The sequence below is a fragment of the Candidatus Symbiopectobacterium endolongispinus genome, from assembly GCF_018777385.1.
Lineage (GTDB): Bacteria > Pseudomonadota > Gammaproteobacteria > Enterobacterales > Enterobacteriaceae > Symbiopectobacterium > Symbiopectobacterium endolongispinus.
Genome location: NZ_JAFJYB010000005.1, coordinates 189,892 through 202,348, shown reverse-complemented (window position 1 = coordinate 202,348; position 12,457 = coordinate 189,892). Strand labels below are relative to the sequence as shown.

The following is a 12,457-nucleotide window of genomic DNA, read 5'->3' as shown; positions in this document are numbered from 1 at the left end:
CGGATTGTACTCTGTGTCAGACAGCACATCATGGCTAAAATTGGTGTTACTTATTCAAGTCCTGCTTCACCTGACGGATCGGCTTAACCCATGGTTTTTGTGCCTGCACGGCCGCAGGAAGCGATGCCGCCGCCTGTTTCGCTTCCGCAGAAGAAGCGTAAACACCGTTCACCAATACATACCAGGGCTTACCGTCCCGCTTGGTTTCATAAACCCAGGCGTTGGGTAGGTTGTGCTGTGTGGCGTAAGCTTTCAGTGTATCTGAACGTGATGCACTGCTCAATTGCAGTGTGAAATGGCTGACGGGCGCATTCTGAATCGATCCTCCCTGTCCTGAAACCGTCGCCTTGTTCCCAGAGGATGTCGGCTTGCCTGATGTCATCGGCACTTTTTGCGCTGGCGTTAGGACTGATTTGCTCTGTGCGGCCTTATCCTGAACGTTTTTAGCATGTGCAGCCTTCTCCTGCGCCGTCTTCTCTGAGACGTGCGGCGGGTTTTTCGCTGAAGGAACCACAGTAGCAGGCGCAATCGGCAGAGTAGTTACCGGCGAGGAGCCCGAGGTCGCTCCTTGCGAGAAGGCGTTAACCTTCTCTTGCTGCGTCGAAAGCGCATCCGTCATGTTGCCCGGCAACTCAACACGCTGCTGCCCGACAGGCGGGGGCGTGACTTGTGCTTGTGTCGGTGAACTTGCGACCGGCGGCGCATTCAAGGTTTGCGGCTGACCCGGCGCGGTAGCGTTTCCTGATGCGGCGTCCCCTTGGGCGGGCGTTACCTGCGCCATCGAAGAAGAAGAGGATAAATCGATACTCTTCTCACCGTTACCCGACGCTGCCGTTGGCGCGCCTTCCGCCGGTTTAGACGGCGATTGCAAGGCTGAGTCTACGCCGATGATCAACAACACCAGCACCACGATCCCGATACCAATCATCAAATGTTGACGAGAGAGCGCTAACTGCGGCGCAGAAAGACGGGGGCTGCGTTGCTGACGTTGTGGCCGCCGATCGCTGGTATCCGGTTTTAACGCATTTTCTGGTTTAAATTCGTCCATTTAAACCCCTCCAACTATAAAAAACATATACTCGCTGCGCGGTAAGCGAATTGTTGAATTATAAGACATTATCTTCTATTAACCATAAACCATCAGCGTGAATATGTCCGCAAATACCCGAAAAACCGCATTCACGCCCGGCAATCAGCGATAGACGTCAACACAATATAGTGTGATACGCCGCCACGCACTTCCGAGCGTCCAATTGCGGTAGGTAAAACCAGGCGCAGCTCGCCCGCCTGTACCTTTTTATCACGCATCATATGGGGAAGATAAGATTCTGGCGACATCGCATCCGGGCCCTGAATCGGCAATCCTGCACGCTCGAGCAATGCGCGAATACGATCGATGTCCGACACGCTGAACTGGCCTAGCCTTCTCGCCGAGTGCGCGGCCATCATCATGCCCACCGCCACCGCTTCACCGTGTAACCAGTTGCCATACCCCATTTCAGCTTCGATTGCATGACCATAAGTATGACCCAGGTTAAGCAGCACACGCACCCCGCTTTCGCGTTCATCAGCAGCCACCACCTCGGCTTTCAGTTCACAGCAACGGCGGATGCAGTAAGAGAGCGCCGCAGGCTCCAGCGCACGGACAGCGTCAAGATTATTCTCCAACCAAACGAAGAACTCGCCATCAAGAATAATCCCGTATTTGATCACCTCGGCCAGGCCGGAGGAAAACTCCCGGGCCGGTAAGGTGCGAAGACAATCCAAATCGATAACCACAGAAGCGGGCTGATAGAACGCGCCAATCATGTTTTTACCGAGCGGATGATTGACCGCCGTCTTCCCGCCGACAGAGGAGTCAACCTGTGATAGCAGCGTTGTAGGTACCTGAATAAAGCGCACGCCACGTTGATAGCTGGCGGCAGCAAAGCCCGCCAGATCGCCAATCACACCACCACCCAGAGCAACGATCGTTGTGTCCCGACCATGGGGTTTTTGCAGCAATGCGGTAAAGACGTCGTTCAATACCGTTAGCGATTTATACTGCTCGCCGTCTGGCAATATGACGTGGTCGACTTTCACACCAGCCTGTTCCAGCACACGGCTCACTGCCTCAAGATAGAGCGGAGCCAGCGTCTGGTTGGTCACCAACATCACCTGTTCGCCCGCGGTCAGCGGCATAAAAGAAACTGGGTCAGCAAACAACCCAGCGGCTATCGTAATGGGATAGCTGCGTTCCCCTAATGTTACGGTAATTCTTTCCATGCGCGTGGTTCACCCGCTTGGCCCCGGAGCTCAGGGCGATGTTGTTACTCAGTTGCCATCCAACATACTGATAATCTGGTTGGCAACCACCTTGGCGCTCTGCTCATCCGTGCGAATGGTGACATCAGCAATTTCTTCATACAGCGGGTTACGCTCTCTTGCTAACGCCCCCAATACTTCGCGCGGCGGATCCTCTACCTGAAGCAAAGGACGCTTTTTGTCACGCTGCGTGCGCGCCGACTGTTTTTCAATGGTGGTTTCCAAATAGACCACAACGCCGCGCGCAGACAGGCGATTGCGCGTCTCGCGTGATTTTACTGAGCCACCTCCGGTAGCCAGTACGATACCCTGTTTTCCGGTCAATTCGTTGATGACTTTTTCTTCGCGTTCGCGAAAACCTTCTTCGCCTTCGAGATCAAAAACCCAGCCCACATCAGCCCCGGTGCGTCGCTCAATTTCTTGATCGGAGTCGAAAAACTCCATATTGAGTTGCTGAGCCAACTGACGGCCAATAGTGCTTTTGCCGGCACCCATAGGCCCAACCAGAAAGATATTGCGTTTCTCTGCCATGTTTTTTGGTGTTACTAAGACTATTCGTTAATGATAACCCGCCCCGCCAATCAACCCAGCGGCGGGACCTAAACTGAAACCTCATGAGCGATAGTTCGAGAATCAGACAGAAAATTATCTCAATACTCAGGGGCATTTGGCAACCGAATAAAATGTCTCGCCCCGCGCCAAACAGCAAAAAGCGTATTAATTAGGCATCTTTCGGTAAGATAATTCCGCTTCGACAGACCGCAGCGCTCAATGGGCTAACCTTGTATGCTAAATCCAGCGCAGCGTCAAACTGAGAAAGCGGGAACGGGTAAAACGTGGATCGCCGAGCACACCGTTATACACCTATCACGACGAAGCGGCGACCAATGTCGGAGTGATAAAAATTACCAGTTCACGTCGCCTACGCTCAGTTCTTTGATATTGAAACAGTGAACCCAGCAGCGGTACTTTTCGTTCCCCTCGATTTTTTGTTGTTGAAAAATCCCACCCAACACAATCGTCTCACCATCAGACACCGTAACCTGGGTTTGAATTTCTTGTTTATCGATCGCGAGTGTTTCAACATTGTCGCTCTGTTTAATCACCAACCCTGGCATGTTTTGGCTGATTTTCAGGTTAAGGATAATTTTGCCCTCACGCAGCACCGTAGGCGTTACTTCCATACCCAATACCGCTTCTTTAAACTGGATGGCGGTCGCACCGCTGGTGCCGCTGGGGAATTTCCGTACCCTGCTTGATACTGGCCATCTGCTTATGCGCAGTAAAAAGACGCGGGCTGGCGATGATTTCAACCTGGTTCTCATGCTCAAGCGCTGACAATTCTAAATCGAGCAATCTGCCACTCAAGCGTGCCAGATTGAATCCAACGCTACCCGCGGGCGATTCCACCGGCAGGTTAACGTTAAAGTCATTCAAGCGCAGCGTTCGGCTCGCTTGCGTCAGCTCGCCCATGCCCCAACTAGCCCCTAATTCCCGTAAACTGTCGCTGCTGATGGTGACAATGTGTGCGGCTAATTGTACTTGAGCAACAGGCCTATCCAGCGTGTCAATCCACGCCTGTAACGACTGCACTATCGCCTGAACATCGCGCACCAAGAGGGTATTGGTGCGCGTATCAGCACTCACGCTACCCTGTTCCGATAACAGCGTACTGCGCTGTGCCAGCACGCTGTTGGCAACCTCTTGCGCATCGGCGTATTGCAGGGTGAAAAGGCGATTTTCCAACACTGTCTGACGAGTTTCTGTCGCAAGTGAAGACACCAGCAACACATTACCCCTGCGCTCAATTGACAGCGCGCCCTGAAGCGCAACAATGTCTAACGCCTGCTGCCAGGGAACGTGGTTTAAACGCAGGCTCATCACGCCGTTAACCTCAGGCGCAACCACCACATTCAACCGCTGGTGTTCAGCGAGCGCCTGCACGATTTTCTGCACAGGCGCATCGTCAAACGCTAATGAAATGGTTGGCATCAGCGCCTTGGCAAATACAGCATGCCATCCCAGCAAGGTACACAGTAACACCCCCAAAGCACTCAGCTTCCCTGGCCTTTTCATCTTGTTTCCCTCCGTGTGCAGCGCTGCAAAACTCAGCGTATCTCGCCATGGCGCGATGACCGTGCAACAGGCAGCGTTCGCACCCAATGGCGTGCTTGTCCGGTTACATCCACCACCGACTTTTCCACCTGAACACCGTGCTCGTCGATGGCGCTAATGGTCCACCCCGTTGATGCCAGCGCATCGCCCACGTTCACCATGAGCCAAGGCTCCCTGGCGTAGAAAGCCAGCCAGACCACCCTGCGCTATCCCCAATCACACCTTCCAGCCGCCATCGCACAATTTCATCCCCATCGACTGTGTGCCTAGCGACTGGCTGAAAGGGATCACGCCCTGTGCGTGCAAGATCGCTGAGTGCTACCGGTGAGTACAGCGCCAGCACCAGTATCCAGCCATAAGTCACTTTCACCGTTGCGCCTCCTCACCAGAGCCAGGAACAGCAATCTGCATTTCCAGATGCAACACGTCGTGTTGCACATCAATGGAGAGCGAGTGTATATGCAGCGGTTGCGTAGATGCGGTGATGTGCTGAATAAGCATCAACGCACCAAAAAAGTCAGTACTTACTATCATTTTCCACGGCTGTAGATGTGGGGTATTCGGAGGTTGTAATGTTATTAATGCTGCATTCGATGCAGAGAGCGGCAGCAGCAGGCGCTCTGTCAGCGCCACCGTCGCGTGATGAACTGGTTTATCCGGCAAGGTATCCCACTGTTGTTGCAACGTCGCCAATGCAGGGAAATCATCCAAACGCAGCACCAGCGCAGCGTTCGCCTCACTCGAGTGCGCAAGATGTTGTCGCAAGCGCTACACGACAGCACGTTCCGGTTGCAGCACCGTGTAATATCCCAACGCAGCTAGCATTCCCATCACCAGACCTTGCACCAACCACTGCGTCCATTGTGAGGTTGCCATAAACCTCAGCCACAGAGAGCGCACACTACTCATCATGGGGCTCGTCCTGCAAAGAAAGGCGCTCAACGCGCCAATCCACCTGAAGGTGAAACGTCAATCCCGGCACGTCACCCTTGGGTGACGCCATTATTTCCTGCCATGTTTGCATCAGACGTGCTGACGTCAGCGCTGTTTCGGTTGCGAGTCGGGAGCTGAAGTGCACGATATCGGCATACTCATGGCTTCTGCCCGTCAGATAGACCTTGCCATCCTGCACGGTGATGGCGGTAAGTCACAGCCCATCAGGCACCCACTGCGCCAGTTGCGTTAACAGCTGTTCATAACCCCGGTTAAGCACTCGGGTGTTGTTTTCTGCTTGCTGCTACGCGTGCCACTGTTGCAGGGCGACCATCAACCGTCCTACCTCACGCAGTTGTGCGCTGTCGGCGAGGTGCTTTTGTTGCAACGTGCGCAGCGTTTCCTCCATCGCGCCACGTTGTTGGTCAACCCCCCACGGCACACCGCCAGCGCGATCAACAAGCTCCCCAGGAAAAACAGCAGCCACAGCCACCAACGGCGAGTATCTCGTACCCATCGGCGTTGACGCCATGGCAACAGATTGACGCGAAAGGTGTGCATTAATCGTCCGCCCGCAGGGCCAAACCACCCGCCACCACAAACTGGGACGGGTTAAGCGGCAGCGGCGGATAGGCTTGATGCAAAATGTCAAACGGCGACCACGATGCCAGCTGGTGCACAGAGAACGAAATGTCCTCGCCGCATTCACCACTGTAATACGTGATTTCACCGCGCTTTCCAGGGTAGTGATTGCTCACACAGGTGACGATGTCGCCACACTGTGTCACCACGTCTTGCGAGATAACACCAAACGACAGCGGCTGAGATAACGGCGAAACCCACAGCCAGTGATCGGTATCAAGGCGGTGCAACAGCAGGGAATCAGAAGCCACCCCCGCCAATTGGGCCATGGTGCACAACGCGCAGGGCACAATATCCAACACATCCGGCGTTAGCCCGGCACGATGCAGGCAATCTTGCCACTGCGCCACCTCTTCACGTTTGGCCGCGGTAATCATTAACGCCCCCGGTGACTGGGGCTCACTGCGATAGTCGAGCACCAACGATTCTCGACCAATGGGAAACTGACGCGCCGCCTGATGGTCAATATACCAGCCACGCTCTGGCTCCCGCAGACGGCTGTCAGGGGCCGCCATAAGCTGCTGCAACACACGCTGGGCCGGAAAGCCAACGCGCAACGATATTCGGCGCGGTAGCACCCGCCGCAATTGCGCCAGGACATCGCACAACGCGTCGGAATGCTGTAAACTCCCCTCCCTTAATGTGTCCGCAGGCAGTGGGATTTGCCACCACTGACGCAGTTGCCAGCCATGGCGGCGGCGCTGTACGGCCAGGGCACGCAGACATCCGTTTTGTATATCTAATCCGACCTGCCAATGGTGATAAGCCATGTTCAATGCGACCTCTCCCTCGTCGTTGAGAAGGGCACGCGTTGCTGAAAACGTGTGCTGAATAAAAGAACGTATCCACAGTGCAGGCTTACCTTTATACTAGCGGGCAATTGTTTAGAAACTGTCCGCACGCTACTGAATGGAAAATTCCCGGTGAAGTTCGTAAAGTATTTATTCATCCTTGCAGTGACTTGCATTCTGCTTGGAGCCGCGTCGATATATGGGCTATATCGTTATATCGAGCCTCAGTTGCCCGATGTAGCAACGTTGAAAGATGTCCGGTTACAAACGCCAATGCAGGTGTTCAGCTCCGACGGTGAGCTGATTTCCCAGTTCGGTGATAAGCGCCGCATTCCGCTGAAGTTGGGTCAGATTCCGCCTGAAATGGTCCACGCGTTTATCGCTACCGAAGACAGCCACTTCTACGAGCATCACGGTGTCGATCCGGTAGGGATTGTGCGCGCCGCCACTATTGCGTTGACCTCCGGGCACGCATCGCAAGGGGCGAGTACCATCACGCAGTAGTTGGCACGCAACTTCTTTTTGAGCCCTAAACGCACGCTGATCCGTAAGATCAAAGAAGTGTTTCCGGCGATCCGCATTGAACAGTTGCTGACCAAAGACGAGATCCTGGAGCTTTATCTCAACAAGATTTATCTCGGATATCGCGCCTACGGGGTGGGTGCTGCTGCGCACGTCTACTTTGGCCGCTCAGTTGACCAACTGACGCTGAGCCAAATGGCCACCATCGCCGGTTTACCTAAAGCACCATCCACCTTTAACCCGCTCTACTCCTACGATCGCGCCGTGGCGCGCCGCAATGTGGTGCTGGCCCGTATGCGCGATGAAAATTACATCACGCAGGCCCAGTACGATCAGGCGCGTAATGAGAAGCTGGTGGCCGATGGCAGCAGCGTTGTGCTGCCACTGGCCGGTATGAAATGGGCGCGTCCGTTTAAATCCGACGTACTGCAAGGGGCGATGCCGCGCCGCGTCACCGATGTGGTGCAAACTGGCCAGCAGGTGTGGGTGCGTAAAGTGGGCAACGACTGGTTGCTGGGACAAGCGCCGGACGTCAACTCCGCGCTGGTGTCCATGAACCAGACCAACGGTGCCATTGAAGCGCTGGTCGGCGGCTTTGATTTCAATCAGAGCAAGTTCAACCGCGTCACGCAGGCGCTGCGTCAGATTGGTTCCAATATCAAACCGTTCTTCTACACCGCCGCCATGGATAAGGGGCTGACGCTGGCTCAGACTGGAGTCCGAAGAACTCTCCGGCAATCTACGACGGTCCGATTCGCTTATGTCAAGGGCTTGGTCAGTATAAAAACGTGGTGATGGTGCGCGCGATGCGCGCCATGGGCGTTGATTATGCGGCTGATTACCTACAGCGTTTCGGTTTCCCGCAGCAAAACATTGTGCGTACCGAATCGCTGGCGCTGGGTGCTGCCTCCTTCACGCCGCTCCAGGTAGTCAGAGGCTATGCCGTGATGGCTAACGGGGGGTTACCTGGTTGACTCTTACTTCATTTCCCGTATCGAGAATAACGCTGGTAACACGCTTTTCAACGCAACGCCGAAAACCGTGTGCGACACCTGCAATCTGCCGCTGGTTTATGGTGAAACACCGCTCTCAGCCGTACTCTCAACGGACAGCATGGAAAACGTCGCCACTTCGCAAGAGCAGCAGGGCACTGTGCCTCAACCACAGATTGATGCCGTCACGCCAACCGAAGCGCAGGTAAGTACGTTGCCGTATGCACCACATGTCATCAGTACGCCGTTGTCGTTTCTGATGAAGAGTGCGCTCAACAGTAACGTCTTTGGCGAACCCGGCTGGATGGGAACAGGCTGGCGTGCTGGTAAAGATTTGCAGCGCCATGACATCGGCGGCAAAACTGGCACCACCAACAGTTCCAAAGATGCCTGGTTCTCCGGCTACGGGCCCAACCTTGTCACCTCGGTGTGGATTGGCTTTGATGACCATCGCCGCAATCTGGGCCGCAGCACGGTTTCTGGTGCAATTAAAGATCAGATATCGGGTTATGAGGGCGGCGCAAAGAGCGCCCAACCCGCTTGGGATGACTGGATGACTATATGAAAGTCGCCTTGCAAGTGGCAGAGCAGGCGCTGACGCCGCCGCCGGGCGTCGTTACCGTCACCATCGATCGCTACACTGGTAAACTCTCCAGCGACGGTAGCAACAGCCGTGCGGAATATTTTATCGATGGCACGCAGCCTACGGAGTTTGAAGTCCACGAGGCAGGCACCACCTTGATGGAAAACGGTCAGAGCGAAGAGCTGTTTTAACGCTTCGCCACGGACGAGCACCTTCCCGTCATTCCCGCGCAGGCGGGAATCGCTTACAAACCAAACGGATTATTTCTGCAAGCGTTCCCCGGCCTAGGCCGGGGACGATGAAAGTGTCTGTCCTGCCAACCACTCGCGCGTTAAAAACAGCGCACTGACGTTACGCGCTTCGCGAAAATCCGGTTCCTGCAACAGGCTCAACAGATTATCCAACGGCCAGCGCACTGGAATCAGCGGCTCAGGCTCATCCCCTTCTCGCGTCTGCGGATAAAGGTCACGCGCAACCACGATATTCATGCGGCTGGAGAAATAGGAAGGCGCCAACGTCAGCGTCGCCAACAGCGACATCTGGTGTGCGCCGAATCCCGCTTCTTCCATCAATTCACGATTCGCCGCTTCAAAAACGGTTTCCCCAGGATCGATGAGCCCTTTGGGGAACCCCAATTCATACTGTTCGATACCAACGGCGTATTCGCGCACCAGCACCAGTTGATTGTCGATAATCGGCACAATCATCACCGCTTCTCGCCCCGAAGGGTGCATCCGTTCATACACGCGGCGCACGCCGTTGCTGAACTCAAGATAAACCGATTCCACGTTAAACAGGCGCGAGCGAGCCACCGTCTCCACGTTCAGAATTTTCGGTTTTTTCAGATTGTTATCCATAAATATATTCGCCCTACGAGGCATTCCTGCGACAACAAAAAAACTGATGTCCGTCAAAAAAAGGTGAGGAACCGGCACCTCTTTTTCCGTAACGGGAACGCCGCAGAATGCAAAAAAAACGTTAATTTTCTTTTTTGATACTGCTCACATTGTGCGTTAACAGATTATTTTACCGCAACTCTGAAAATACTCAATTTACGCAATTGCAACAAATAACAAACATTACGGCTTTTCCCCGAAAAAAATAAAAGTCAACACATCGCAATAAATTCAGATTTTCCCCATGTTTTCTTCTGATTTTCTCTTGGTAAGATTGAAGAAATATAGGAAAAATTTATTGCGTTAATTAGTTATTCAAGCTGATTAACAATGACATACGGATTATCACTCTCGGGATAAGTTTGCTAGTATCCGAATTATCAGCGTTGGAATGAGGATGGCATGAGCACAATAGTTATTCTTTTTATCCCTATTGTTTGCCTGTCTTATCGTCATCGGAAGTTACACTGGATACCGTATGCGTCGCCATTTACCCTTTACAAAACCGTCCTTCGCCGTCATGCACGCGCGAGAACGCACATTAACGCACGATGAGCGTGCCGCCATCGAGCGCTATTTGACACTCGCCAATCTGCAACTGTCAGCACCCAGCACGTTGCCTGTGTTACAGCGTACTCGCCAAGATCCGCGCGTCTATGTGCTCACTCACAGCATTACGCGTTATGGCCTCACTACCAACACGGCGAACAAATGGCGTTATTTTATTGATACGCAATAGATACACCTGCCTGCTGACTGGGAACAGTACATCACCGAGAACAACCATATTGAGCTGATTAACACCCGCTCAATTCCGCTGGTCGTTGCGCTCAACGGACATTCCTTGAGTGAATGCGTTGAGCACAGCGATCAGAGCATTTTACCGCCGCCGGTAATACCTGAACGTAATGCCTCGATTCGAGAAGAGGGGAATGAACGCGCCGAGCTGGTTGCCGTTCGCAAGGAAACACGAGAAGAATACGCAGTGCATCACGCCTCGAGCATTCGGGAATCGATTTTGATTTCATTGGCTTTTCTGCTGTTGTTTATCAGCCTGATGACGCCGTTGGCGGTGATACCCTGGCTTGCCGCTGCCGCCATGCTGCTGCACACGCCCTTTAGCGCCAAAGGGGTTATCACACAACTCTCCACCGATGCCAACGGAACGCAGCACATCAATTTACGCAGCGATCCTGACGCCATCACGCTGTGGCGCTATTTCGGCACTGGGTTATTGATGCTGGTGCTCTCGGTAGTACTGGTTGCCAATCTGGCGCTGATGCTGGTAAAAATGCGCAAAAGTCAGCAGCGCGAACGCGATATCAAACAGTACTACGATGCGTGCTTTTCAACCCGACTCGCCACACCTATCTTGATGGAAGGCCGCGCCTACCGGATGAATGATTAGGCGCGTCTAAACACGACCCGTTGCTGACGACCTCAGAGAGCATGCTACCGACGCCGTGCGACGCGGTGCTTTTCTGCACGATGCCCCCACCGCCGCTACCGGAGTAGAGATGCAGCAAGATCTCAATTGGAATGATATCGATACCGTTATCCTGGACATGGATGGCACCCTGCTGGACCTGGCCTTTGACAGCTACTTCTGGCTGCAACTGGTGCCGCAGCGATTGAGCGTGGAAAGGGATATCTCCCTGAGGGATGCCAAAGCGGTGATTGAACGGGAGTATCACGCCGTCCAAAACACATTGAACTGGTACTGCTTTGATTACTGGAGCGAACGCCTCGGTCTTGATATCTATCAGATGACCAGTGAAATAGGCGCACGCGCCTGTTTGCGCGCCGATACCGAGCCGTTTCTCGCCGCATTGGCCGCTAGTGGTAAACAGCGCGTATTGCTTACCAACGCTCATCCACACGGTCTGGCGGTCAAAATGGCGCATACCGGGCTCGACAGACACCTTGATTTATTACTTTCCACCCATACGTATGGGTATCCGAAGGAGCATCAGCAACTGTGGCAACAGGCGCACGCGCAGGTAGGATTTGATCCTGAACGCACGCTGTTTATCGATGACAGCGAACCGATTCTGGATGCTGCCAAAGCGTTTGGCCTGCGCTACTGCCTGGGAGTCACCAATCCTGACTCAGGCCAGCAGGAGAAATCCTTTGCTCGCCATCCAGCTATGAATGATTATCTGGCGTTCCTGCCCGCTTTACGCATGGCGCAACGCGCGTCCGGATAATGCATTTTATGCTCCAGACGTATATGAGCAAGAGGTTGATATGAAATAGAATACCGAGTCAGATGACAGTATTCGCCTGGACAAATGGCTCTGGGCTGCTCGATTTTACAAAACCCGGGCTGTCGCGCGCGAAGCCATCGACGGCGGCAAGGTGCATTACAATGGGCAGCGCACCAAGCCCAGCAAGCTGGTAGAACTGGATGCTGAAATCAAACTGCGCCAGGGCAACGACGAACGCGCTGTACTGGTCTCAGCCCTCAGTTCACAACGTCGCTCGGCACCTGAAGCGCAATTGCTGTATCGAGAGACCGAGCAAAGCGTCGAAAAATGCGAAAAGGTCGCCTTGGCTCGCAAGATGAAAGCCCTGACGATGCCGCACCCGGATCGTCGTCCCGATAAAAAAGAACGGCGCGATCTGATAAAATTTAAACAAAGTGATTCAGAGTAGTTCCTGACCATTAAGAGAGAAACC

Annotated in this window: 14 protein-coding genes and 3 pseudogenes; 5 read left to right on the top strand and 12 right to left on the bottom strand. The window is 53.8% G+C overall.

The window, feature by feature from the left end; all coding sequences use genetic code 11:
- Positions 1–46: 46 nt before the first annotated feature.
- The 11 genes and pseudogenes from JZM30_RS19835 to pilM form a co-directional block, all read right to left on the bottom strand.
- Entirely contained in the window at positions 47–1,048 is a 1,002-nt protein-coding gene (locus JZM30_RS19835) for an SPOR domain-containing protein (RefSeq protein WP_252320842.1), read from the bottom strand.
- A gap of 131 nt (positions 1,049–1,179) precedes the next feature.
- Positions 1,180–2,265, bottom strand: a complete 1,086-nt coding sequence (gene aroB, locus JZM30_RS19830) for a 3-dehydroquinate synthase (protein WP_252320840.1) — start codon at positions 2,263–2,265, stop codon at positions 1,180–1,182.
- A 48-nt stretch (positions 2,266–2,313) separates the two neighbouring features.
- On the bottom strand, positions 2,314–2,835 hold the full coding sequence (aroK, locus tag JZM30_RS19825; protein ID WP_252320838.1) for a shikimate kinase AroK: 522 nt from the start codon (positions 2,833–2,835) through the stop codon (positions 2,314–2,316).
- A 336-nt stretch (positions 2,836–3,171) separates the two neighbouring features.
- Positions 3,172–4,296: pseudogene (gene pilQ, locus JZM30_RS19820) on the bottom strand (type IV pilus secretin PilQ).
- Positions 4,297–4,412: 116 nt separating this feature from the next.
- Complete coding sequence (locus tag JZM30_RS19815) at positions 4,413–4,580, bottom strand: hypothetical protein (protein WP_252320836.1); 168 nt, start codon at positions 4,578–4,580, stop codon at positions 4,413–4,415.
- A complete protein-coding gene (locus JZM30_RS19810) occupies positions 4,574–4,789 on the bottom strand; it encodes a hypothetical protein (protein WP_252320834.1) in 216 nt (71 codons plus the stop codon). Before JZM30_RS19810 ends, JZM30_RS19815 begins: the two co-directional genes overlap by 7 nt.
- Positions 4,786–5,139: a hypothetical protein gene (locus tag JZM30_RS19805; RefSeq protein WP_252320832.1), complete on the bottom strand. Its 354-nt coding sequence runs from the start codon at positions 5,137–5,139 to the stop codon at positions 4,786–4,788. The genes JZM30_RS19810 and JZM30_RS19805 overlap by 4 nt, the downstream gene beginning before the upstream one ends.
- A 48-nt stretch (positions 5,140–5,187) precedes the next feature.
- Positions 5,188–5,331: a hypothetical protein gene (locus tag JZM30_RS19800; RefSeq protein WP_252320830.1), complete on the bottom strand. Its 144-nt coding sequence runs from the start codon at positions 5,329–5,331 to the stop codon at positions 5,188–5,190.
- On the bottom strand, positions 5,321–5,551 hold the full coding sequence (locus JZM30_RS19795) for a hypothetical protein (RefSeq protein ID WP_252320828.1): 231 nt from the start codon (positions 5,549–5,551) through the stop codon (positions 5,321–5,323). The genes JZM30_RS19800 and JZM30_RS19795 overlap by 11 nt, the downstream gene beginning before the upstream one ends.
- A gap of 105 nt (positions 5,552–5,656) precedes the next feature.
- Entirely contained in the window at positions 5,657–5,869 is a 213-nt protein-coding gene (locus JZM30_RS19790) for a hypothetical protein (protein WP_252320826.1), read from the bottom strand.
- Positions 5,870–5,912: 43 nt separating this feature from the next.
- Positions 5,913–6,764 (bottom strand): type IV pilus biogenesis protein PilM, encoded by an 852-nt coding sequence (gene pilM, locus JZM30_RS19785; protein WP_252320824.1) that lies wholly within the window; start codon positions 6,762–6,764, stop codon positions 5,913–5,915.
- A gap of 153 nt (positions 6,765–6,917) precedes the next feature.
- Here pilM and JZM30_RS19780 point away from each other — a divergent pair.
- Positions 6,918–9,073: pseudogene (locus JZM30_RS19780) on the top strand (transglycosylase domain-containing protein).
- 93 nt (positions 9,074–9,166) lie between these two features.
- Here the strand turns inward: JZM30_RS19780 and nudE are convergent.
- Positions 9,167–9,739, bottom strand: coding sequence for an ADP compounds hydrolase NudE (gene nudE / locus JZM30_RS19775; protein ID WP_252320822.1), 573 nt, complete (start codon positions 9,737–9,739; stop codon positions 9,167–9,169).
- 469 nt (positions 9,740–10,208) lie between these two features.
- Here nudE and JZM30_RS19770 point away from each other — a divergent pair.
- The 4 genes and pseudogenes from JZM30_RS19770 to hslR form a co-directional block, all read left to right on the top strand.
- Positions 10,209–10,874 (top strand): annotated as a pseudogene (locus tag JZM30_RS19770) (IgaA/UmoB family intracellular growth attenuator); the annotation flags it as partial.
- 3 nt (positions 10,875–10,877) lie between these two features.
- Complete coding sequence (locus tag JZM30_RS19765) at positions 10,878–11,186, top strand: IgaA/UmoB family intracellular growth attenuator (protein WP_252320939.1); 309 nt, start codon at positions 10,878–10,880, stop codon at positions 11,184–11,186.
- Positions 11,187–11,295: 109 nt separating this feature from the next.
- Positions 11,296–11,985, top strand: coding sequence for a GMP/IMP nucleotidase (yrfG, locus tag JZM30_RS19760; protein ID WP_252320937.1), 690 nt, complete (start codon positions 11,296–11,298; stop codon positions 11,983–11,985).
- Positions 11,986–12,055: 70 nt separating this feature from the next.
- A complete protein-coding gene (gene hslR, locus JZM30_RS19755) occupies positions 12,056–12,433 on the top strand; it encodes a ribosome-associated heat shock protein Hsp15 (protein WP_252320935.1) in 378 nt (125 codons plus the stop codon).
- Positions 12,434–12,457 lie beyond the last annotated feature (24 nt).

Excerpts from the sequence above, each read along its gene's own strand:
- JZM30_RS19790 (WP_252320826.1), bottom strand. The coding sequence starts at position 5,869 with ATGGGTACGAGATACTCGCCGTTGGTGGCTGTGGCTGCTGTTTTTCCT.
- pilM (WP_252320824.1), bottom strand. The coding sequence starts at position 6,764 with ATGGCTTATCACCATTGGCAGGTCGGATTAGATATACAAAACGGATGT.
- aroB (WP_252320840.1), bottom strand. The coding sequence starts at position 2,265 with ATGGAAAGAATTACCGTAACATTAGGGGAACGCAGCTATCCCATTACG.
- yrfG (WP_252320937.1), top strand. The coding sequence starts at position 11,296 with ATGCAGCAAGATCTCAATTGGAATGATATCGATACCGTTATCCTGGAC.
- aroK (WP_252320838.1), bottom strand. The coding sequence starts at position 2,835 with ATGGCAGAGAAACGCAATATCTTTCTGGTTGGGCCTATGGGTGCCGGC.
- JZM30_RS19800 (WP_252320830.1), bottom strand. The coding sequence starts at position 5,331 with ATGATGAGTAGTGTGCGCTCTCTGTGGCTGAGGTTTATGGCAACCTCA.
- JZM30_RS19815 (WP_252320836.1), bottom strand. The coding sequence starts at position 4,580 with ATGGTGAACGTGGGCGATGCGCTGGCATCAACGGGGTGGACCATTAGC.
- JZM30_RS19835 (WP_252320842.1), bottom strand. The coding sequence starts at position 1,048 with ATGGACGAATTTAAACCAGAAAATGCGTTAAAACCGGATACCAGCGAT.
- JZM30_RS19765 (WP_252320939.1), top strand. The coding sequence starts at position 10,878 with ATGCTGCTGCACACGCCCTTTAGCGCCAAAGGGGTTATCACACAACTC.
- nudE (WP_252320822.1), bottom strand. The coding sequence starts at position 9,739 with ATGGATAACAATCTGAAAAAACCGAAAATTCTGAACGTGGAGACGGTG.